The 21,106-nt window shown below is 41.2% G+C and carries 21 protein-coding genes; 8 read left to right on the plus strand and 13 right to left on the minus strand.

Going from position 1 to position 21,106, the window contains the following annotated elements; genetic code table 11:
- Positions 1-129 precede the first annotated feature (129 nt).
- Together NST80_RS09240 and NST80_RS09245 are read left to right on the plus strand one after the other, a co-directional pair.
- Positions 130-2,478 (plus strand): endonuclease MutS2, encoded by a 2,349-nt coding sequence (locus NST80_RS09240; protein ID WP_049553706.1) that lies wholly within the window; start codon positions 130-132, stop codon positions 2,476-2,478.
- Between the two features lie 192 nt (positions 2,479-2,670).
- The gene (locus tag NST80_RS09245; RefSeq protein ID WP_342504600.1) at positions 2,671-4,215 is read left to right on the plus strand and encodes an IS1182-like element ISSth2 family transposase; all 1,545 of its coding nucleotides are present in this window, start codon (positions 2,671-2,673) and stop codon (positions 4,213-4,215) included.
- On the opposite strand, the gene NST80_RS09250 is transcribed toward NST80_RS09245, so the two are convergent.
- Together NST80_RS09250 and NST80_RS09255 are read right to left on the minus strand one after the other, a co-directional pair.
- Positions 4,144-4,686 (minus strand): CvpA family protein, encoded by a 543-nt coding sequence (locus NST80_RS09250; RefSeq protein WP_045771669.1) that lies wholly within the window; start codon positions 4,684-4,686, stop codon positions 4,144-4,146. The genes NST80_RS09245 and NST80_RS09250 overlap by 72 nt on opposite strands.
- Positions 4,683-4,997: a hypothetical protein gene (locus tag NST80_RS09255; RefSeq protein WP_004183554.1), complete on the minus strand. Its 315-nt coding sequence runs from the start codon at positions 4,995-4,997 to the stop codon at positions 4,683-4,685. The genes NST80_RS09250 and NST80_RS09255 overlap by 4 nt, the downstream gene beginning before the upstream one ends.
- 315 nt (positions 4,998-5,312) lie before the next feature.
- Between NST80_RS09255 and rnhC the strand changes: the two genes are divergently transcribed.
- The 3 genes from rnhC to NST80_RS09270 are packed head-to-tail and all read left to right on the plus strand — an operon-like array spanning position 5,313 to position 9,428.
- Positions 5,313-6,203, plus strand: coding sequence for a ribonuclease HIII (gene rnhC / locus NST80_RS09260; protein WP_045771670.1), 891 nt, complete (start codon positions 5,313-5,315; stop codon positions 6,201-6,203).
- A gap of 18 nt (positions 6,204-6,221) precedes the next feature.
- A complete protein-coding gene (lepB, locus tag NST80_RS09265; protein ID WP_045771671.1) occupies positions 6,222-6,863 on the plus strand; it encodes a signal peptidase I in 642 nt (213 codons plus the stop codon).
- Positions 6,864-6,923: 60 nt separating this feature from the next.
- Complete coding sequence (locus tag NST80_RS09270; protein WP_045769120.1) at positions 6,924-9,428, plus strand: ATP-dependent RecD-like DNA helicase; 2,505 nt, start codon at positions 6,924-6,926, stop codon at positions 9,426-9,428.
- Between the two features lie 51 nt (positions 9,429-9,479).
- Here the strand turns inward: NST80_RS09270 and NST80_RS09275 are convergent, their stop codons facing one another.
- Genes NST80_RS09275 through tsaB form a run of 5 tightly spaced genes read right to left on the minus strand, consistent with a single transcriptional unit; the run spans position 9,480 to position 12,651 of the window.
- A complete protein-coding gene (locus NST80_RS09275; protein WP_045769119.1) occupies positions 9,480-9,806 on the minus strand; it encodes an AzlD domain-containing protein in 327 nt (108 codons plus the stop codon).
- Positions 9,793-10,485: an AzlC family ABC transporter permease gene (locus NST80_RS09280; protein ID WP_013991201.1), complete on the minus strand. Its 693-nt coding sequence runs from the start codon at positions 10,483-10,485 to the stop codon at positions 9,793-9,795. Before NST80_RS09280 ends, NST80_RS09275 begins: the two co-directional genes overlap by 14 nt.
- A 51-nt stretch (positions 10,486-10,536) precedes the next feature.
- Positions 10,537-11,550 (minus strand): tRNA (adenosine(37)-N6)-threonylcarbamoyltransferase complex transferase subunit TsaD, encoded by a 1,014-nt coding sequence (gene tsaD / locus NST80_RS09285; RefSeq protein ID WP_049553489.1) that lies wholly within the window; start codon positions 11,548-11,550, stop codon positions 10,537-10,539.
- A complete protein-coding gene (gene rimI / locus NST80_RS09290) occupies positions 11,550-12,005 on the minus strand; it encodes a ribosomal protein S18-alanine N-acetyltransferase (protein WP_049553488.1) in 456 nt (151 codons plus the stop codon). The genes tsaD and rimI overlap by 1 nt, the downstream gene beginning before the upstream one ends.
- Positions 11,965-12,651: a tRNA (adenosine(37)-N6)-threonylcarbamoyltransferase complex dimerization subunit type 1 TsaB gene (gene tsaB / locus NST80_RS09295; RefSeq protein ID WP_049553487.1), complete on the minus strand. Its 687-nt coding sequence runs from the start codon at positions 12,649-12,651 to the stop codon at positions 11,965-11,967. The genes rimI and tsaB overlap by 41 nt, the downstream gene beginning before the upstream one ends.
- A gap of 261 nt (positions 12,652-12,912) precedes the next feature.
- On the opposite strand from tsaB, the gene NST80_RS09300 reads away from it, so the two are divergent.
- Together NST80_RS09300 and NST80_RS09305 are read left to right on the plus strand one after the other, a co-directional pair.
- Positions 12,913-13,143, plus strand: coding sequence for a DNA-dependent RNA polymerase subunit epsilon (locus NST80_RS09300; protein WP_002947111.1), 231 nt, complete (start codon positions 12,913-12,915; stop codon positions 13,141-13,143).
- A gap of 4 nt (positions 13,144-13,147) precedes the next feature.
- Positions 13,148-14,830 (plus strand): ribonuclease J, encoded by a 1,683-nt coding sequence (locus tag NST80_RS09305; RefSeq protein ID WP_049553486.1) that lies wholly within the window; start codon positions 13,148-13,150, stop codon positions 14,828-14,830.
- A 102-nt stretch (positions 14,831-14,932) separates the two neighbouring features.
- On the opposite strand, the gene NST80_RS09310 is transcribed toward NST80_RS09305, so the two are convergent.
- The 5 genes from NST80_RS09310 to NST80_RS09330 form a co-directional block, all read right to left on the minus strand.
- Entirely contained in the window at positions 14,933-15,565 is a 633-nt protein-coding gene (locus NST80_RS09310) for a CHAP domain-containing protein (protein WP_045771678.1), read from the minus strand.
- A gap of 186 nt (positions 15,566-15,751) precedes the next feature.
- Positions 15,752-17,095, minus strand: a complete 1,344-nt coding sequence (gene glnA, locus NST80_RS09315; RefSeq protein WP_002884322.1) for a type I glutamate--ammonia ligase — start codon at positions 17,093-17,095, stop codon at positions 15,752-15,754.
- A gap of 48 nt (positions 17,096-17,143) precedes the next feature.
- Entirely contained in the window at positions 17,144-17,518 is a 375-nt protein-coding gene (locus NST80_RS09320; RefSeq protein WP_004183576.1) for a MerR family transcriptional regulator, read from the minus strand.
- 173 nt (positions 17,519-17,691) lie between these two features.
- Positions 17,692-18,195 carry an aromatic acid exporter family protein gene (locus NST80_RS09325; protein WP_002884568.1) on the minus strand — a complete coding sequence of 168 codons (504 nt, stop codon included), beginning with the start codon at positions 18,193-18,195 and terminating at the stop codon, positions 17,692-17,694.
- Between the two features lie 187 nt (positions 18,196-18,382).
- Positions 18,383-19,582: a phosphoglycerate kinase gene (locus tag NST80_RS09330; RefSeq protein ID WP_002884739.1), complete on the minus strand. Its 1,200-nt coding sequence runs from the start codon at positions 19,580-19,582 to the stop codon at positions 18,383-18,385.
- Positions 19,583-19,724: 142 nt separating this feature from the next.
- Here NST80_RS09330 and NST80_RS09335 point away from each other — a divergent pair, with 142 nt between their 5' ends.
- Positions 19,725-20,003, plus strand: a complete 279-nt coding sequence (locus NST80_RS09335; protein ID WP_045769116.1) for a hypothetical protein — start codon at positions 19,725-19,727, stop codon at positions 20,001-20,003.
- A 1-nt stretch (position 20,004) separates the two neighbouring features.
- Here NST80_RS09335 and gap read toward each other — a convergent pair whose 3' ends face one another.
- Positions 20,005-21,018: a type I glyceraldehyde-3-phosphate dehydrogenase gene (gene gap / locus NST80_RS09340; RefSeq protein ID WP_013991208.1), complete on the minus strand. Its 1,014-nt coding sequence runs from the start codon at positions 21,016-21,018 to the stop codon at positions 20,005-20,007.
- Positions 21,019-21,106 lie beyond the last annotated feature (88 nt).

The following is a 21,106-nucleotide window of genomic DNA, read 5'->3' on the forward strand; positions in this document are numbered from 1 at the left end:
CTCTTATTTTAGAGAGACTCTTTTGTAAAAGTAGCTAGTCAACATCTGATGACAAAAGGCCGCTCATAAAACGACCTCAGGCATTTCCCACCTCCACGCCCCATAGGCAAATGTGCTATAATAGAAGCTATGAACACAAAGATTTTAGACCAATTAGAATTTAACAAGGTCAAGGACCAGTTCACAGAATACCTGCAGACTGAACAGGCTCAGGCGGAGTTACGTGACTTGGTGCCTATGACCAATTCAGAAAGAATTCAAAATCAATTTACAGAAATTCAAGAAATGGCTGAGATTTTCGTAGAGCACCATGGCTTTGCCATTGGTAGCTTGCGAGATATTTCTGAGCCCTTGCGTCGCTTGGAACTGGATGCTGACCTCAACATTCAGGAGCTTATTGCCATCAAGAAAGTGCTACAAGCTTCAGCTGACCTTGGTCGCTTCTACGCTGACCTTGAAAATGTTGAGCTCGTCGCTCTCAAACGTCTTTTCGAAAAGATTGAAGCCTTCCCAAGTCTACAAGGTAGCCTTCAAAGTATCAATGACGGTGGTTTCATTGAGCATTTTGCTAGCCCTGAGTTGCAGAATATCCGTCGTCAACTCAAATCTTGCGATGATGCTATTCGCCAGACCTTGCAAGACATTCTCAAGAAATCTGGTCACATGTTGGCTGAAAGTTTAATTGCTAGTCGTAATGGTCGTTCAGTGCTTCCTGTCAAAAATACCTACCGTAACCGTATTGCTGGGGTTGTGCATGACATCTCAAGCTCTGGAAACACAGTATATATCGAGCCACGCGCCGTTATCCAGCTTAACGAAGAAATTACACAATTACGTGCAGACGAACGTCATGAGATGGCTCGTATCCTGCATGAATTGTCTGATCAACTCCGTCCGCAAGCTGCTGCTATCGCTAACAACGCTTGGATTTTGGGTCACATGGACTTTATTCGAGGAAAATACCTCTATCTCCAAGATAAGAAAGCGGTTATTCCAAAGATTAGTGACAACCAAACACTCCAACTGCTTAACGTTCGTCACCCGCTCTTGGTCAATCCAGTGGCCAACGATTTGCGCTTTGATGAGGACCTCACAGCCATTGTCATTACAGGTCCCAATACCGGTGGTAAAACGGTCATGCTTAAAACTCTGGGATTAGCTCAACTGATGGCTCAATCTGGCCTTCCAATTTTGGCTGATAAGGGTAGTCGTGTAGCCATTTTCCAAGAGATTTTTGCGGACATCGGGGATGAACAGTCTATCGAACAGAGTTTGTCAACTTTCTCTAGTCACATGACCCACATTGTCGAGATTCTGGACGCTGCCGACAGCAACAGTCTTGTCTTGGTCGATGAGCTTGGGGCTGGTACTGACCCTCAGGAAGGGGCTAGTCTAGCCATGGCAATCCTAGAGCACCTCCGTTTGAGCCAGATTAAAACCATGGCTACTACTCACTATCCTGAGCTTAAGGCCTATGGGATTGAGACGCAACATGTGGAAAATGCCAGCATGGAGTTTGACACAGCGACTTTAAGCCCTACCTATCGTTTTATGCAGGGGGTTCCTGGTCGTTCTAATGCCTTTGAGATTGCTCGTCGCCTCGGTTTGAATGAGATTATTGTCAAGGAAGCAGAAAACCTCACGGATACTGATAGTGATGTCAACCGTATCATCGAGCAACTTGAAGCCCAAACTGTGGAAACACAAAAACGTCTGGAGCACATCAAGAACGTTGAGCAAGAGAACCTTAAATTCAACCGTGCGGTCAAGAAACTCTATAACGAATTCTCCCATGAGTACGACAAGGAACTCGAAAAGGCTCAGAAAGAAATTCAAGAGATGGTGGATACAGCCTTGGCTGAGAGCGATAGTATTCTCAAAAATCTCCACGATAAGAGTCAACTCAAGCCTCATGAAGTTATCGACGCCAAAGGAAAACTCAAGAAACTTGCCCCACAAGTGGACCTCTCTAAGAATAAGGTCCTTCGTAAGGCCAAGAAAGAAAAGGCTGCGCGTGCCCCTCGTGTCGGAGATGATATCATCGTTACCGCCTATGGTCAACGTGGTACGCTTACCAGTCAAGCCAAAAATGGTAACTGGGAAGCCCAGGTAGGTCTCATCAAGATGACACTCAAGGCGGATGAATTCACTCTTGTTCGTGCCCAAGCGGAAGCCCAACAACCTAAGAAGAAACAGATTAACGTAGTTAAAAAAGCCAAGAAGGCATCTGGCGGTCCTCGTGCCCGTCTAGACCTTCGTGGGAAACGTTACGAAGAAGCCATGCAAGAGCTTGATGCCTTTATTGACCAAGCCCTACTTAATAACATGAGTCAGGTGGACATCATCCACGGTATTGGTACAGGTGTCATCCGTGATGCTGTTACCAAATATCTCCGCCGTCATCGCCATGTTAAAAGTTTTGAATATGCCCCACAAAGTGCCGGTGGTTCCGGATGTACCATTGCAACCTTAGGGTAAAAATAGTTAAGAAAGACTGAGACCTTGTGTCCGGTCTTTTTCATATCTTACCAAAACAAAGAACAAAAAAAGTCTCCCTTAATAAAGGAAGACTCAGGTTGAAGACAAAGTCCTCAGAAGTTATACTTCTGGGGATTTTTCTTGCTTTGAAGGAGTATAATAAAAGAAAAAGGTATTTGATGAGGTGTTCCTATGTTTCACAAAGAAAATCCCGAATACAATCGACGTCAAGTAGGATTCTATACGCTTGATGAACTTGTGCCTAAAGACCATTTTCTAAGAAAAGTCGAGGAAACGATTGATTTCTCTTTTATTTATGATCTTGTCGAAGATAGTTATTCCTCGGATAATGGTCGCCCTAGTCTAGACCCCGTTTTATTAGTTAAAATTCCGTTGATTCAATGTTTTTATGGCATTCGTTCTATGCGCCAAACCATTAAAGATATTGAGGTGAATACGGCTTACCGTTGGTTTCTTGGCTTATCTCTGAACGATAAGGTGCCTCATTTTACAACTTACGGTAAGAACTATAGCCGACGCTTTCAAAACAAGGAAGTGTTAGCACACATTTTTAGTCATGTGCTTCATCATGTTTTGGAAGCGGGGCTCATTGATCCCTCAGAAATCTTCATTGATGGGACCCATATCAAGGCAGCTGCTAATAATCATAAGTACAAAACTGTTGTTATTGATCAAAAAGCTAAATTCATGAGTGAACAACTGGAGATTGAGATTAATTTAGATAGGAGAAAACACGCAAAAAAGTTCTTAAAGCCCGCCAAAAAAGGCGAGGCTAAACCTAAGAAACAATCAACGACGGACCCAGACAGTGGTTGGTTTCATAAGGGAGAACATAAGGAGGTCTTCGCTTACAATGCTCAAGTAGCTTGTGATAAACACGGCTGGGCCTTAGCTTATACGGTTGAAGCAGGAAACATCCATGATAGTCAGGCTTTCTCTGCTCTTTTTTTCAAACTAGAACCATTCTCACCTGAATTCATTATTGCGGATTCAGGCTATAAAACACCTAGTATTGCCAAGTTTCTTCTAGAAAAAGGGATTACACCAGTTTTCCCTTACACTAGACCAAGAGGTAAGAAAGATTTTTTACGTCCAAAAGACTTTGTCTATGACGAGCATTTTGATTGTTATCTTTGTCCAGAGAACAAGGTGTTAACTTATCGTACAACCACACGTGAAGGTTATCGAGAGTATAAAAGTAATCCTAAAATTTGTAAGACCTGTCCCTTGTTAGCTATTTGTACAGAAAGTCGCCAGAACCAAAAAGTTGTTGTGCGTCATATTTGGAAAGATGCCCTAGAAGTCTGTGAAGATATTCGCCATCAAAGTGGTATGAAAGAACGGTATCAACACCGGAAAGAAACGATAGAACGGTTATTCGGAACAGCTAAAGAATATCATAACTTACGTTATACCAGAGAAAAAGGAAAGTCCAAAATGGAAGATAAGGTTGGGCTTACTTTAGCGTGTCTAAATATCAAAAAATTGGTAAAAATGATGACAGGAAAAACCTATAATTCTACCCAAATATCTCAATATTATTGGATTATCGGAGAATTAGGTAAGAATATAAAAAAGACAAACATCAAAAACGATGTTTGTCTTCATTCTGAGTCTCCCTCAATCAAGGAAGACTTCTATTTTCTATATCACACTTGTCCACAAATGCTGGATAATCTGACTAACTGGAAAATAGCCATTAATCAAGATACGTAAAACCCAGCTCGATGACAAAAGCGTCTGAATGTTGTTCATAGGAACAGTCGCAAAAATATTCCCCAACATAGTCAAAGGCACAAGACTCACTAAGGTGGCCAAGACGCCACCTACCACTTGGTAACGTCTTTGATCAAGTCGCTCAATTCTCACAAAGTGGAAGAAAATACCAAGAAAGCGTAAGCCATAATAGGCTATACAGTAGATAGCAAAATAAGCAACGCCCGCATAATAGACACGGTCAAGTGAAAAGATGTTCTGATCTTTAAAGAAAGCTATACTAGCATCCTTGGTTGGATTGGTATAAGGTACCCAAAGATTGATAGCCTCTCCTAGCGACCGGTAGAAATAGGCCGCCACACACATGGCGATAATGACTGAAACCACGTAATAAGCTTGCATAAAGAGGCCACGACGGTAGCCAATGTAGAAATTCCAAGCCATAATGGCTAAGACAAGGAGTCCAATCATGCGTCATCCTCATCGTCATTTGTAGCTGTCGCCTTGACCTTGAGCTGTTCAAGTTGCTTAGCTCTCAACGTTTCCAACTCTTTTTCCATATCTTCAACTTGAATTTCGCGTTCCAACTGAGTTGACAAAGAATTGATAGCCATTAGGATAGCGATTGTTTCATTGTCAGCATTTTTCATCTGCTCTTTGATAATTTTATATTTCTCGTGGGCAACACGCTCAACCTCTTCCATGAAAAGGTTGTCCTTATCAGTTGTTAGCGTGAGGTTCTTCTCTCCAAAATGAAATTTGTAACGGTTCTTATTTGCCATTTGCTTGTTAGCTGCCAATCAATGGTGGTCACGGATTCGCCACCGCAGCTTCTCCTTATTTTATTGCTTTTATATCGCCATTTTTAGCAAGATTCAGACACTTACTCTGAGGCGTGTTCGATACTTAAATGCCAACCCATTTTCTCTAATTGTGGAAAAAAGAGCATGGTTAGGCATTCTCTTTCTAATCATTATATCCTAAATTTTAACTTTCGTAAATTTTAGACTTTGCACTTCTTTAGAAAAATAATTTTCAAGGAATCCGAGTCTGTAAAATATCTACCAATTCTCCTTTTTTGTGCTAAAATAGATTTCATGGGCACAATCGTATTAAAAATGACAGCAGAGCAGATTTCGACACTCCAAAAGGACCTGGCCAGCTATGCCACTGCGACTAAAAATCCTTATGCAAGTTTTTCAGCCAAGGTCGATGGAATAAGTGTCATCGCCTATACTTCAGGAAAGGTAACTTTCCAAGGAGCTAAGCCAGAAGTCTTGGCTAGCCGTTTTGGGTACCAAGCTGAACCTAAGCATTCACCTGATGGGCAAAACCTAGCCCTAATTGGATCAGATGAAGTCGGAAATGGCTCCTATTTTGGTGGTCTAGCTGTTGTAGCTAGTCTAGTTACCCCAGCTGACCATGCCTTTTTGAAATCTCTTGGGGTCGATGATTCTAAAAATCTTAATGATATCAAGATTCGTCAGATTGCACCTATATTGGAGGAGAAAATTCCTCACAAGGCACTTCTTCTTTCGCCTAGAAAGTATAATGAAGTGGTTGGAGACGGTAAGAGTCATAATGCTGTGTCTGTTAAAGTAGCTCTCCACAATCAGGCTATCTTCCTATTGTTACAATCAGGTGCTAAACCAGATAAGATTGTCATTGATGCCTTCACCAGTGAGAAAAATTATCAAAAATACCTCAAGAATGAACGCAATCGTTTTGACTTTCCTATCACTTTAGAAGAAAAGGCTGAGGGGAAATACTTAGCTGTCGCGGTGAGCTCTATCATCGCTCGCAATCTCTTCCTGGAAAATTTGGACAAACTCAGCCAAGAGGTTGGCTACACCCTTCCTTCAGGTGCTGGTGCTAAATCTGACCAGGTCGCAACTAAGCTTCTTCAAGCCTACGGAGATCAGGCTCTCCAAGCTACTGCTAAATATCATTTCGCCAATACCAAAAAAGCCTACCAACGCTTAAAATAACCCTGAAAGGCCTTAACTATGAAAAACAAATGGACCCAATACTTCCTCATTTTACTTCGTGAATGGGGACTCTTTATCCTCTTTATCACATTTTTCCTTTTGACTCGCCTCTTCCTTTGGCTCCCTGTCCAGGTTGACGGCCACTCAATGGATCCTACTCTAGCCAATAATCAACGTGTTATCGTTTTGAAACACACATCCATTGAACGCTTCGATATTGTCGTTGCCAAGGAAGTCGAAGACGGTAAGACGAAACAAATCGTCAAACGTATCATCGGTATGCCAGGTGATACCATTACCTATCAAAACGATAAACTTACTGTCAACGGTAAAGAAGTCAAGGAAGAATACCTCAAAGAATTCCAAGCTGCCTTTGCCAAGGATAAGCTACAAAAAGAATATGCTTACAACGATGACAAGAGCAAGAGTGGCTACTTCCAACAACTAGCTAAGGATGCCAAGGCTTTTACAACCAATGCTGACGGTAACACGACCTTCTCTGTCACTGTTCCTGAAGGTAAATATTTCCTACTTGGAGACAACCGTATTGTTTCCAAAGATAGTCGAGCAGTTGGTTACTTTGACAAGAGTGCTCTTGTAGGAGAGGTCAAATTCCGCTTCTGGCCACTTAATAAAATTGGTACCGTTGAGGATAACTAAAAACACTAAATAAGATAAGGTTGGGGAAACCCAGCCTTATTATGTATCTAGGAAAAACACATGCAAGAATTTTATTTTTCAGGAACTATCGAACGCGTCATTTTCGAAAACGCTAGTAATTTTTTCCGTATTCTACTCTTAGAAATTGACGAAACAGACAGTGATTTTGAGGACTATGAAATCATTGTTACAGGAACCATGGGAGATGTCATGGAAGGTGAAGATTATACCTTCTGGGGTCAGCTAACCAATCATCCCAAATATGGTGAACAACTCCAAATGACACGCTACGAACGGTCAAAACCTTCTGCTAGCGGTCTTATCAAGTATTTCGCCAGCGACAATTTTAAGGGGATTGGTAAGAAAACAGCTGAGCGTATTGTCGAGATTTATGGTGAAGACCCTATTGACAAGATTCTCGAGGACCCGAGCAAGTTAGAGCAGATATCTAACCTTTCAAAGGTAAACCGAGAAGCCTTCGTTGCAAAGTTAAAAATCAACTATGGAACCGAGCAAATCTTGTCCAAACTTTCCAGCTATGGACTCACTCCAAAGGCTGCCTCACAAATTTTCAACCAATATAAGGAAGAATCGCTTAATCTTATTGAGGAACACCCTTATCTCTTGGTAGAGGAAGTTCAAGGAATTGGATTTAAAATGGCGGATCAACTGGCTGAACGTCTCGGCATTGCTAGTGATGCTCCTGAGCGCTTACGAGCTGCCTTGATTCATTGTCTGCTAGAAGCCAGTATGGAAGAAGGCGACACCTACATCGAAGCCAAAGCTTTGCTCGAACGAACTATCATCCTTTTGGAAAGTGCTCGTCAGATTGAACTGGACCCCGCCTTGGTCGCTAAGGAATTAACCAATCTCATCCAAGAGGATAAAGTGCAAAATGTAGAGACTAAAATCTTTGATAATACCCTATATTTTGCGGAACAGGGCATCTATACCCACCTAACTCGTATCATGAAAGACCAACCTGACATCAGTACAGAGGACAAAATCCAAGCAAGTCTTGAAGAGGCGGAAGAGGAGCTTGGTATTACTTATGATAAGGTGCAAAAAGACGCCATTATCAAAGCCCTACAAAGCAAAGTATTCATCCTGACAGGTGGTCCCGGGACAGGTAAAACCACCGTTATTAACGGAATCATTAAAACTTATGCCGACCTTCACGGTCTAGATCTCAAAAAGTCTGATTTGCCTATTATTTTAGCGGCACCAACAGGACGGGCTGCTCGTCGAATGAACGAACTCACACAACTCCCTAGTGCCACTATCCATAGACATTTGGGACTCAATAGCGAGGACGATTTCAAGACCTTAGAGGACTATCTCGATTGCGACTTGATTATCATCGATGAGTTTTCTATGGTTGATACTTGGTTGGCCAATCAACTCTTTGAAAGTATCTCTGATTCAACCCAAGTCATCATTGTGGGTGACCAAGACCAACTGCCTTCCGTAGGCCCTGGCCAGGTCTTGGCTGACCTTTTGCAGATTGATGACTTGCCTAAGGTTTCTCTGACCAAAATTTTCAGACAATCTGAGGACTCCACTATCGTTACCTTAGCTAGCCAGATGCGACAAGGCCAACTACCCGCTGATTTCACAGAGAAAAAGGCTGACCGCTCTTACTTTGAGGCCAATGCCAACCATATTCCACAGATGGTTCCTAAAATTGTCTCTGCCGCTATAAAGAGCGGGATCGCTGCTCAGGATGTGCAGATTCTAGCTCCCATGTATCGAGGACAGGCTGGTATCAACAATCTCAATACCATTATGCAGGACCTACTTAATCCTCAAGAAAAGGCCAATCAATTTGCCTTTAATGACATTTTCTTCCGTAAGAACGACAAAATTCTCCATCTGGTCAACGATACCGAACTCAATGTCTTCAATGGCGACATCGGCATCATAACTGATCTCATCCCTGGTAAATATACTGAAAGCAAGCAGGACGAAATTTACATGTCCTTTGATGGCAATGAGGTTATCTATCCTCGTAACGAATGGAATAAGATTACTCTGGCCTATGCCATGTCAATCCACAAATCCCAAGGGAGTGAGTTCCCAGTCGTTATCCTTCCCATCACACGCCAAAGTGGACGTATGCTACAACGTAACCTCATCTACACCGCCATCACACGCGCCAAGAGTAAGCTAGTCATGTTAGGGGAAATCGCAGCCTTTGATTATGCCGTTCGCAACGAAGGAGCTAAACGAAATACTTATCTCATCCAACGTTTTGAACAAACTTATACACAAGCTGTTGATAAGTCTGTCGAAAAGATTGTTAAAAATGAGGCAACAGACGCCTCCAATCAAACAAAAACGAAAAACAACGACCCCTCAGAAACCCTTGAAAACAAAGACTTTTCGGAAAATATCAATCCATCCCCAGATCTTGTTAACACTTATTCACAACCTGTGGATAAGTCTGTTAACAAACCTGTGCAAACAGAAGAAAACTATCGTTTAACTGAAGAAAATTGGTCAACTATAGATCCAATGATTGGTCTCAGTGAAGACGATATTGCTGCCTTTTTTAACAATAACTAAAAAAGACTTGGGAAGCGACTCACTAAGAGCAACTCCAAGTCTTTTCATTTGCTAAAATACGAAACGAATCAGGGCCATAGATATTATACCGACGATTACTGCATAGAGCAGATTTTTGCTCTTAAATGCTACAATTACCGTTGGCACAGTAGCCAGTATTTCCATCCACTTAAACTGTGGCAAGTGACCAATCTTCTCAGTCGTGAGACTAGAGAGAATCAAGGCAAAGAGGATAGAAACTGGTAAGTAGTGCAAAAACCGAACAACGATATCTGGTAAGCCCTTGTATTTCACTAAAACAAAGGGGAGCACACGAGGAACCCAGCTGACCACAAACCCAAGTAGAATAGCAATGAGAATAAATTCATTGACGGCCATCACACATCACCCCCACACTACATCCAACCAAAGTAGCCACTAAAACAGCCAAAGATTCCGACAAGACGACACTAAAGCTCAGATAAGCCACGGCAATAGATAGTAAAATCAAGAGTAGCTTACGCACTCCTTCCCCTAACAAGGCATCAATCTGACTACTTAACAAACCTATAAACATGGCAATCAAAGCAAAATCCAAACCAAAAAGCTCAGGATTAGGAATCATGGAACCAATCAAACAACCAATAACTGATGATACAATCCAAACCAGATAGCTGAAAATATTGTTACCATGCATCCAGTTAGCAGGAATATCTTTATGATGCACATATTCTCCCAATAAAACACCATAACTTTCATCCGTAATCAGACTACCAATTCCCAGCTGATTCCAGAGGCTTGTTTTTGTAAAAATCGTCGTTGCATGTAAACTCATCAACATGTTACGCAAATTAACCAAGAAAACAGTCAAGGTTAACTCACCTAGGCCAGCTCCTGCAACTACTAAGGCACACATGGCAAACTGGGCGGAGCCACCATAGACCAAGGCACACATGAGGCCAACCTCAAGGGCTGATAGACCCGAAGCGGCTGCTACAACACCAAAGGCTAGACCAATAGCTACATAGCCTAAAGCTGTCGGTACCGCGGCTTTTACACCTAAACGAAAGTCAGACACACTCAATTCCTTTCTAAAGGAACCTCTTACCAGACTAGTAAGAGGTTCTTCTTATTCTTCAAATCCTGCAAAGGCTAGACTTGGTTTTGCATTCAAGTCCAACTCAGCAAAATGTTTTTGATCACATTCAATAGCTGCTGCTAGAGCAATCATGCCAGCATTGTCACCACAGAGACGTAAAGGCGGGATAACCACATCTACATCTGTAATTTCTTCAGCCAAGCGCTCACGTAATCCCTGATTGGCTGCCACACCTCCTGCAACAACAAGTGTCTTGACAGGGTAGCGCTCCAAAGCTTTCTTTGTCTTAGCTAAAAGAATATCCAACACAGCAGCTTGGAAAGAAGTACAAAGGTCTTCTTTAATTAGAACATCACCCTTTTGCTCCGCATTATGGTGCAAATTGATGAAGGCTGACTTCAAGCCTGAAAATGAAAACTCCAAGTGGTCTTCCTTAATCATAGCACGTGGAAAATCATAAACATCTTTCCCTTTATGAGCCAATTCATCAATTTCACGCCCAGCTGGGTAGGTCAAACCCATCACACGCCCGACCTTGTCATAGGCTTCACCAACTGCATCATCACGTGTCTCACCAACAATCTTGTAATTTCCCGGTTCTGACACATAAACCAACTCTGTGTGTCCCCCAGACACCAAAAGTGCTAAGAGGGGATATTCCAATTCTTGAACCTCACGCGCTGCCATAAGATGCCCAGCCATATGATTAACTGGAATCAAAGGCAACCCATGTGCCCAAGCGAAGGCCTTAGCTGCTGCCATCCCGACCAAGAGCGCCCCGACCAAACCAGGACCATAGGTTACTGCTACAGCATCTAGTTGTTCAGCAGTAATTCCCGCCTCAGAAAGGGCATCTTTAATGCAAAGAGTTACCACTTCCACATGGTGACGGCTAGCCACCTCAGGAACAACACCACCAAAACGTTTATGGCTTTCCACCTGACTGGCAATAATATTACTTAAAAGTTCTTTCTCATTTTTCAAAACGGCAACTGAAGTCTCATCACATGAGCTCTCCACTGCCAAAATATATCTATCTGCCATTAGACTTCCTCTCGCCTCATGATAACTGCATCTTCTTGAGGCTCATGATAATAATTTTTCCGAATTCCTAGACTTTCAAAACCAAATTTTCTATAAAGTGCCTGAGCGACTTGATTTGAAGCCCTTACTTCTAGAAATATAGGCTCACTACGCTCTTCCAAATGCTTCATCAGCTGACTAGCATAACCACGCCCCTGATAAGCTTTTAAAACGGCGATATTGGTCACCTCAAGCTCACCCACCAAATTTTGAAGGGCTAAAAAACCAACAACTTCTTCCTGATCATAAACATAGAAATACTCCGTCGTATCCAAAGCCAAGTCCGCTACCACTTGTTCTATCGTCCACGGAGATTTGTCATAAACATCCGACAAAATCCGATAAATCAGTTGAGCTTGCTCTTGGTTACTCAATCTAGACGCGCTTGATGTAGTTGTCACGGTTAGTCTCCTCATGCGTCTTAAGCCAATTTTCCTCGGCCTCAACCCGTTTCAAGTAATGTGGAACAAAGGCATCCACATCAACAGAAGGCAAGGATAAGCCTAAACGTCCAATCAGCTGAGCTGATGGAAGACTTGACAAGATAGTTGCCTCTGGGAGACTTTCCTTAATCTGATCCGCAAAATTAGCTACTTCACCCACAAATGTCACCTTTTCATAAACTTTAGCCTGCTCAAGAACATCGACAAAAGCTGCATGGCAATCAGGGACGAGGGCTTGACCATTTTCATAAAAACCAACGTAAACATTATTACGACGAGCATCCATGATAGGAACCACAATACCGTCAACCGAAAGGTCTGTCAGTGCCTGTAGACTTGAAACTCCTACCAAATCAATGTCAAGGGCATAAGCTAAAGTCTTAGCTGTTGCGACAGCCACACGAAGACCCGTATAGGATCCAGGCCCCTGTGCAACCACAATACGTTCCAAATCAGCTGGTTGCCAGCCTGCCTGAGCAACTAAAAAATCGATGGTGGGCATCAGACTAATACTGTGGTTCTTTTTTACTGTGACAGTTGACTCTGCAACCAGTTTTTCATCTTCCAACAAAGCTACTGATAAAGCAGTGCTAGAGGTATCAAATGCTAATATTTTCATCTTTTTTCCTTGTTTCCTTTTATGCTTTTCTATTATAACACAAGTCACTGTTTCCCAGAAACGAACATTTTCCAACTTTTTCCGCCATTTTCTTTATCTAGCCCTTATCTTATGGTACAATAATAGTAATTGTTAAACGAATCAAGGCTACTAGCTATTACTCATAAAAGTGAATATCATAACGTCAAGTAAATCACAGAAAGATTAACTTGACCGGTTTTTTTATAGAATGGCAGAGCCTTTTGGAAAGAAAGGAAAACCATGATTTATAAAGTCTTTTACCAAGAAACTAAAGAGCGCAGTCCACGCCGCGAACAGACAAAATCACTCTACCTAGATATTGATGCAGAAACTGAACTTGAGGGCCGTATCCAAGCTCGCCAAATCATCGAAAAAAACACTGCCTACAACATCGAATTCATTGAGCTCCTCTCAGAAAAAGCTCTTGAATACGAGAAAGAAACAGGCGTTTTTGAAGTAACGGAGTTCTAAGACCATGACATCAAAAATCAATCTAAAACCTGAAGAAGTTGGGGTTTATGCGATTGGTGGTTTGGGGGAAATCGGTAAAAACACCTATGGTATTGAATACCAAGATGAAATTATCATTGTCGATGCAGGTATTAAATTCCCCGAGGATGATCTTCTCGGTATCGACTATGTTATCCCAGACTATTCTTACATCGTTGAAAACGTTGACCGCGTAAAGGCTCTTGTCATTACTCACGGTCACGAAGACCATATTGGTGGTATTCCCTTCCTTCTTAAACAGGCAAATATCCCAATCTATGCAGGACCACTTGCTCTTGCACTTATCAAAGGAAAATTGGAAGAACACGGACTACTTCGTGATGCGCAACTCTATGAAATTAATGCTAATACAGAGCTTACTTTCAAAAACATGAGTGTGACCTTCTTCCGTACAACTCACTCAATTCCAGAACCTCTCGGTATCGTCATCCATACGCCACAAGGTAAGATTGTATGTACCGGTGACTTTAAGTTCGACTTTACTCCAGTTGGTGAGCCAGCAGACCTTCACCGTATGGCTGCGCTTGGTGAGGAAGGGGTTCTTTGCCTCCTCTCAGACTCAACCAATGCCGAAGTACCAACTTTCACTAATTCTGAGAAGGTCGTCGGCCAATCCATCATGAAAATCATTGAAGGCATTCACGGACGTATTATCTTCGCCTCATTTGCCTCAAACATTTTCCGTCTGCAACAAGCTGCCGAAGCCGCTGTAAAAACTGGCCGTAAGATTGTTGTCTTCGGACGTTCTATGGAAAAAGCCATTGTCAATGGGGTTGAACTAGGCTACATCAAAGTTCCAAAAGGAACTATTATTGACCCTAGTGAGATGAAGAACTATCATGCCAGTGAGATTCTTATCATGTGTACTGGTTCTCAAGGTGAGCCTATGGCAGCTCTTGCTCGTATCGCCAATGGTATGCACCGCCAAGTGACACTACAACCTGGTGACACCGTTATCTTCTCGTCTAGCCCTATCCCAGGGAACACAACCAGCGTTAACCGCTTGATTAATACCATCCAAGAAGCTGGGGTTGATGTTATCCACGGTAAAATCAACAATATCCATACCTCTGGACACGGTGGTCAACAAGAGCAAAAACTCATGCTTCGTTTGATTAAACCAAAATTCTTCATGCCTGTTCACGGTGAATACCGCATGCAGAAAGTCCACGCAGGCCTTGCTGTTGATTGTGGTGTTCCAAAAGATAATATCTTTATCATGGAAAATGGTGATGTCTTAGCCCTAACAAAAGACTCTGCGCGTCGTGCAGGTCACTTCAATGCTCAAGATATCTATGTTGATGGTAATGGTATTGGGGATATCGGAGCTGCCGTTCTTCGTGACCGTCGTGATCTCTCTGAAGATGGTGTCGTACTTGCCGTAGCAACTGTCGACTTCAAGTCTAAGATGATTCTAGCCGGTCCAGACATCCTCAGCCGTGGCTTCATCTATATGCGTGAATCTGGCGATCTTATCCGTGAAAGCCAACGCATTCTATTCAATGCTATTCGTATCGCTCTTAAGAATAAGGATGCTAGCATCCAATCCGTTAACGGAGCTATCGTCAATGCTTTACGCCCATTCTTATATGAAAAGACAGAACGTGAACCAATCATTATTCCAATGATTCTCACACCTGATAAATAAAAAAATGGTAGCCATCTAGCTACCATTTTTTAAGTTTAAATCCAATCTGGAGCACAACCCTTCCAACAAGTAAAAAAAAGCGCTTATAACGCTTTTTTCATTTTATGCACCTGGATAAATGTAAGATACTGAACCTGGTGTAGTTGAGTTTTGTGGGTCAAACCAACCACGATAGTTGTTGATTTGTTGTTGACCTTGATAATTTGACTCCAAGATTTGAATTTGACCATCTTGATCAACTTGTGTTACATAACCAACGTGACCATAACCACCATCAGTCCAACATACAATTGATCCTGTCACAGGTGTTGAACCTACAGCATAACCTTGGCTAGCAGCGCTTCCTGCCCAATCGCCACCATTACCCCACCAGTTACTTACCCATGGAGCAACTTCCTTAACACCCCATGTACATTGACCAACTGGGTAACGATTCCAAGTAGCATCTGAATCAGTAGCTGTTACCTCTGAAGAAGAAGCTTCTGTCGTTTCCTCAACTGCTGTCGTAGCACCTGAAACTTCCAAGCTTCCACCAGGAACAATTGTTGACCAAATAGTCATGCCATTTTCAGCCGCCAATTGATAAGGATCTACACCATACTGACTAGCAATCCCGAAGAATGAATCTCCATTTTGAACTGTATAAGTGTCAGCATTAACTGTTTGTGCGACTGTAAGACCGAGCAATAATGCACTTGAGGCTGCTGCCAAAGCAGCTTTTTTTGTAGTTTTCATATTTCCCCCTGAATAAGATTAATATAAAATTAGTTTAACACTCTCATATTTTAATGCGATTAAGGAGGAATAAAGAAATATGACAAAAGAAAACAGCTCAGTTAAAACTACGTAATTTGTCCAAGAACTTAATAAATTAAAAAGTAAAAGAAAACCAGGCATAACCTGATTTTCAAATTTAATTTCTTAATAAATGTCCAAGTAGTTATCAATTTCCCATTGTGAAACAAAGGTAGCATAACTTGCCCATTCCATACGTTTCGCATCAAGGAAGTTTGTATAGATATGATTACCCAAAGCTTGACGAACCACTTCATCTGTTTCCAATGCTTTAAGAGCGTTACGAAGTGTTGATGGCAAATCAATAATACCAGCCTCTTTACGTTCTTCAGGAGACATTGAGTAGATGTTTGTTTCAACTGGATCTGGAGCATCAATCTTGTTGATAATACCATCAAGACCTGCTTCCAAAAGTACAGCAAGTGCCAAGTATGGGTTTGCCATTGGGTCTACTGAACGTAATTCCAAACGTGTACCCATACCACGAGACGCAGGAACGCGGATCAATGGTGAACGGTTGCTACCTGCCCATGCAATATATACAGGAGCTTCGTATCCAGGAACCAAACGTTTGTAAGAGTTAACTGTTGGGTTAATAATTGCAGTATAGTTGTATGCGTGTTTCATCAAACCACCAAGGAAGTAGTAAGCATCTTGAGACAATTGCATACCACGTGGATCCTCTGGATCAAAGAATGCATTTCCTTCTTCAGTGAAGAGAGACATGTTACAGTGCATACCGCTACCAGCAATACCATATTTAGGTTTCGCCATAAATGTCGCATAAAGACCATGTTTACGAGCGATTGTCTTAACAACCAATTTGAAAATTTGGATATTATCACAAGCCTTCAAAACATCTGTATACTTGAAGTCGATTTCATGTTGACCAACCGCCACTTCGTGGTGAGATGCTTCAACATCAAATCCCATTTCTGTCAACACATTAACGATTTCACGACGTGTATTGTCTGCAAGGTCAGTTGGTGCAAGGTCAAAATAACCACCTTTATCGTTAACTTCAAGCGTAGGATTACCTTGTTCATCTAATTTGAAAAGGAAGAATTCTGGTTCTGGTCCAAGGTTAAATGATTTATAACCAACTTCTTCCATATGACGCAAAGCCTTTTTCAAGTTACCACGAGGGTCACCGGCAAATGGTTCACCTGCAGAGGTATAGATATCACAAATAAGACCAGCTACTGCACCATTTTCATCACCCCAAGGGAAAACTGTCCACGTATCAAGATCTGGGTAAAGATACATATCAGATTCGTTGATACGAACAAATCCCTCGATTGATGAACCATCAAACATAGCTTTATTTGAAAGTACCTTATCCAACTGTTCATCTGTCGCAGGAATTTCAACGTTCTTCATAACACCAAGAATATCAGAGAACATTAAACGCAAGAAAGTAACATTCTTCTCTTTGACTTCGCGACGAATATCAGCTGCTGTGATTGCCATAATAGGGGTCTCCTTTATAAAAACCAAAAATAAAAGTTCAAAGCGTAATTAGATACGCAAGTTACCAAATTGTTGTGACGGGGTCGTAAAACGGCCTTGCTGAAGGAGTTCATCATGCAAGATACGTCGAACGTCCGCATCTGTTAAAGCCGCTTGTTTTTGTTGGGCACGAACTTCACGTTCTTCGTACTCATGCTTAATCGCTGCAATATTGTAACCATCATCCAAAAAATCTTTGATTTCCAATAAACGATCCATATCATTTAATGAGTACATCCGACGATTTCCAGCTGTACGTTCAGGTTGAATTAAACCTTGATCTTCATAGTAACGAATTTGACGAGCAGTTAAATCCGTCAATTTCATAACTGTACCAATCGGAAAAACAGCTAGAGAACGCCTTAATTCTTTCTCTCTTGCCATGATCATCCTCCTTTCCTAACAATTATATTCTGAATATTTCTACATGTCAACAGTTTATGTTACTTTTTCTTACACAATAAGCAATTCCCGAACATTACATTGTGTATTCGCTCTAATTTAAGGATTTTATCAAAAAAACATAAAAAATAGAGTTCAATAGAACCCTATCATTCTTATTTTAAGTGTTTAAGTAACCAATCATAATCATAATTGACAAGGATTGCTATAAAGACTCCACAGAAAGTTTCAAAGACTCGAGCAATAACATAAGTAAAGGTATTATCAGGTGGAATAGACAAGGTAATAATCAGAAGTGCAGCCACCCCTCCAATAACACCAGATGCATTATTAAAAGATACATTAATGACAATCGTCAGCATTGTCAAAATTGGAACCAATAGCAAAGTCACCCAAACTGAATGATTAAACCACATATTCACAAAGTAAAATAATAGCGATAAAAGCCCTCCAACCGTATTCGCAAAAATACGTGACTTACCAAACTGAATACTTCTATCGAAGTTTTCTCGAAGACTAAAGACTGCTGTCAAACAACCAATCTGAAGCCCTTCCCACCCTAATGCAGAAAAAAGACCTAAAACTAGAAAGACAGCAATCCCCGTCTTAAGTGTACGCATACCAAATTTAAATTTCTTCGGTTCAAATTTCAATCCCATTTTACTATTTTAACATGATTATGAAACTTTTGGCTACTTCTACAGTATTATGCCGCAAAGTTCAAACTAATAATCGCAATTTTTTGAAAGAAACTTACTTCCCAATAATAGTTTTAGCCTCTATCAAATACTCAATGAGATGACACAAAAAAGAGTTGGTTTCCCAACTCTTTTCATTCTAATAGACTTATTTATCAGTAAGTGCAGCCAATCCTGGAAGTTCTTTACCTTCAAGAAGTTCCATAGAAGCACCACCACCAGTAGAAATCCATGAGAATTTATCTGCACGTCCAAGGTTGATTGCTGCGGCAGCTGAGTCACCACCACCGATGATTGATTTAACGCCTGGTTGTTTCACGATAGCATCCATCACACCGATTGTACCAGCTTGGAAGTCAGGGTTTTCAAATACACCCATAGGACCATTCCATACAACTGTTTTCGCACCAGTCAAGGCTTTATCGAATTCAGCAATTGATTTAGGACCGATATCCAAACCAAGGAAACCTGGGTCTACTGCTTCACCTTCAGTGTCTTTCACTTCAGTGTAGTCAGCAAATGCATTAGCTTCTTTTGAGTCAACTGGCAAGATCAATTTACCGTTTGATTTTTCAAGAAGAGCTTTAGCAACATCAAGTTTATCTTCTTCTACAAGTGAGTTACCGATTTCGATACCTTGTGCTTTGTAGAATGTGTAAGTCATACCACCACCGATAAGAACTTTATCAGCTTTTGCAAGAAGGTTTTCGATAACACCAATCTTATCAGATACTTTAGAACCACCAAGGATAGCTACGAATGGACGCTCTGGAGTTTCAACTGCTTCTTTGATGTAAGCAATTTCGTTTTCAAGAAGGAAACCAGCAACAGCTTTGTCAACGTTTGCTGAGATACCAACGTTAGATGCGTGTGCACGGTGAGCTGTACCGAATGCATCGTTTACGAAGATACCATCTCCAAGTGATGCCCAGTATTTACCAAGTTCAGGATCATTTTTAGATTCTTTCTTGCCATCAACATCTTCAAAACGAGTGTTTTCAACCAAGAGAACTTGTCCATCTTCAAGAGCGTTAACAGCTGCTTCCAATTCAGCGCCACGTGTAACTCCTGGGATAAATTTAACGTCTTGACCCAATTTAGCAGCCAAGTCAGCAGCTACAGGAGCAAGTGATTTACCTTCTTTGTCAGCTTCTTCTTTTACACGTCCAAGGTGAGAGAAGAGGATTGCACGTCCACCTTGTTCAAGGATATACTTGATTGTTGGAAGAGCAGCAGTGATACGGTTATCATTAGTGATCACACCGTCTTTTACAGGAACGTTGAAGTCAACACGAACGAGAACTTTTTTCCCTTTCAAGTCAACATCTTTAACAGTCAATTTAGCCATTTGATCAGACTCCTTAATTTTTTAATACGTTTTCATTATATCACAAAATACCTAAAAGAGATAGCAAAATCAGAAGGATTTCTAGCTTATTACTAGTACAAGTACATCTACCATATAATCAAAATAGAAAGGCAGAATAACAATGAAAAAACAACTAAATAAAATTCAGAAAAAAGCTGATCAGGATTTACATATAATCCTCATACTTACACTTATTCCTCTTTTCTTCTTTCTTACCTTTAAACAAACTCTCGTTTCCTATATTAACCAAACCTCAGTCTCACTATGGACACGTTTAATCCTATTAGCCAGTTTGCAATTTGCCATTGCAGTTTTTGAAACGCCCTTTAACTTGCTTCAAAAGAGCCTTATTTTCTGTACAAAAAAAGAAGAGCCTAAGCTCTTCTTAATATACTATTGAATTATTTAGCAATTTTTGCGAAGTATTCAAGAGTACGTACAAGTTGTGAAGTGTATGACATTTCATTGTCGTACCATGACACAGTTTTAACCAATTGATGTCCATCAACAGTTTGAACTTTAGTTTGAGTTGCGTCAAACAATGAACCGAATGACATACCAACAACGTCAGAAGATACGATTGGATCTTCAGTGTAACCGTAAGATTCGTTAGCAGCTGCTTTCATTGCTGCGTTAACTTCATCAACAGTTACTTCTTTGTTAAGGACTGAAACCAACTCAGTTACAGAACCTGTTGGAACTGGAACACGTTGAGCAGCACCGTCAAGTTTACCGTTCAATTCAGGGATAACCAAACCGATAGCTTTAGCAGCACCAGTTGAGTTAGGAACGATGTTAGCAGCACCAGCACGAGCACGACGCAAATCACCTTTACGGTGTGGTCCATCAAGGATCATTTGGTCTCCAGTGTAACCGTGGATAGTAGTCATCAAACCTTGTTTAACACCAAAGTTATCTTGCAATGCTTTAGCCATTGGTGCCAAACAGTTAGTTGTACATGAAGCACCTGAAATAACTGTTTCAGTACCATCAAGTGTATCGTGGTTAGTGTTGAATACGATTGTTTTAACATCGCTTCCACCAGGAGCAGTGATAACAACTTTCTTAGCACCACCATTAGCGTGCAAGTGTTTTTCAGCAGCTGCTTTAGTTGCAAAGAAACCAGTTGCTTCAAGAACGATTTCTACACCGTCACTAGCCCAGTCAATTTGTTCTGGATCACGTTCAGCAGAAACCTTAACGAATTTACCGTTAACTTCAAATCCACCTTCTTTTACTTCAACAGTTCCGTTGAAACGACCTTGAGTTGTGTCATATTTCAACAAATGTGCAAGCATTGTAGGATCTGTAAGGTCATTGATGCGTGTAACTTCAACACCTTCTACGTTTTGGATACGACGGAAAGCAAGACGACCGATACGACCGAAACCGTTAATACCAACTTTAACTACCATTAGTGATTTCCTCCTTATGAAAATCAAATAAATATAATTTTGAGAGCAAGCTCTCCCTATTGTGAAAAGATTAACTTGAGCGCTTTCA

Source organism: Streptococcus sp. FSL K6-1323 (genome assembly GCF_038630745.1).
In the GTDB taxonomy this organism is placed as follows: domain Bacteria; phylum Bacillota; class Bacilli; order Lactobacillales; family Streptococcaceae; genus Streptococcus; species Streptococcus salivarius_D.

What these genes read in the sequence shown, in the direction of transcription:
- NST80_RS09240 (WP_049553706.1), top strand. Translation starts at nt 130, where the DNA reads ATGAACACAAAGATTTTAGACCAATTAGAATTTAACAAGGTCAAGGAC.
- NST80_RS09245 (WP_342504600.1), top strand. Translation starts at nt 2,671, where the DNA reads ATGTTTCACAAAGAAAATCCCGAATACAATCGACGTCAAGTAGGATTC.
- NST80_RS09250 (WP_045771669.1), bottom strand. Translation starts at nt 4,686, where the DNA reads ATGATTGGACTCCTTGTCTTAGCCATTATGGCTTGGAATTTCTACATT.
- NST80_RS09255 (WP_004183554.1), bottom strand. Translation starts at nt 4,997, where the DNA reads ATGGCAAATAAGAACCGTTACAAATTTCATTTTGGAGAGAAGAACCTC.
- rnhC (WP_045771670.1), top strand. Translation starts at nt 5,313, where the DNA reads ATGGGCACAATCGTATTAAAAATGACAGCAGAGCAGATTTCGACACTC.
- lepB (WP_045771671.1), top strand. Translation starts at nt 6,222, where the DNA reads ATGAAAAACAAATGGACCCAATACTTCCTCATTTTACTTCGTGAATGG.
- NST80_RS09270 (WP_045769120.1), top strand. Translation starts at nt 6,924, where the DNA reads ATGCAAGAATTTTATTTTTCAGGAACTATCGAACGCGTCATTTTCGAA.
- NST80_RS09275 (WP_045769119.1), bottom strand. Translation starts at nt 9,806, where the DNA reads ATGGCCGTCAATGAATTTATTCTCATTGCTATTCTACTTGGGTTTGTG.
- tsaD (WP_049553489.1), bottom strand. Translation starts at nt 11,550, where the DNA reads ATGGCAGATAGATATATTTTGGCAGTGGAGAGCTCATGTGATGAGACT.
- rimI (WP_049553488.1), bottom strand. Translation starts at nt 12,005, where the DNA reads ATGAGGAGACTAACCGTGACAACTACATCAAGCGCGTCTAGATTGAGT.
- tsaB (WP_049553487.1), bottom strand. Translation starts at nt 12,651, where the DNA reads ATGAAAATATTAGCATTTGATACCTCTAGCACTGCTTTATCAGTAGCT.
- NST80_RS09300 (WP_002947111.1), top strand. Translation starts at nt 12,913, where the DNA reads ATGATTTATAAAGTCTTTTACCAAGAAACTAAAGAGCGCAGTCCACGC.
- NST80_RS09305 (WP_049553486.1), top strand. Translation starts at nt 13,148, where the DNA reads ATGACATCAAAAATCAATCTAAAACCTGAAGAAGTTGGGGTTTATGCG.
- NST80_RS09310 (WP_045771678.1), bottom strand. Translation starts at nt 15,565, where the DNA reads ATGAAAACTACAAAAAAAGCTGCTTTGGCAGCAGCCTCAAGTGCATTA.
- glnA (WP_002884322.1), bottom strand. Translation starts at nt 17,095, where the DNA reads ATGGCAATCACAGCAGCTGATATTCGTCGCGAAGTCAAAGAGAAGAAT.
- NST80_RS09320 (WP_004183576.1), bottom strand. Translation starts at nt 17,518, where the DNA reads ATGGCAAGAGAGAAAGAATTAAGGCGTTCTCTAGCTGTTTTTCCGATT.
- NST80_RS09325 (WP_002884568.1), bottom strand. Translation starts at nt 18,195, where the DNA reads ATGGGATTGAAATTTGAACCGAAGAAATTTAAATTTGGTATGCGTACA.
- NST80_RS09330 (WP_002884739.1), bottom strand. Translation starts at nt 19,582, where the DNA reads ATGGCTAAATTGACTGTTAAAGATGTTGACTTGAAAGGGAAAAAAGTT.
- NST80_RS09335 (WP_045769116.1), top strand. Translation starts at nt 19,725, where the DNA reads ATGAAAAAACAACTAAATAAAATTCAGAAAAAAGCTGATCAGGATTTA.
- gap (WP_013991208.1), bottom strand. Translation starts at nt 21,018, where the DNA reads ATGGTAGTTAAAGTTGGTATTAACGGTTTCGGTCGTATCGGTCGTCTT.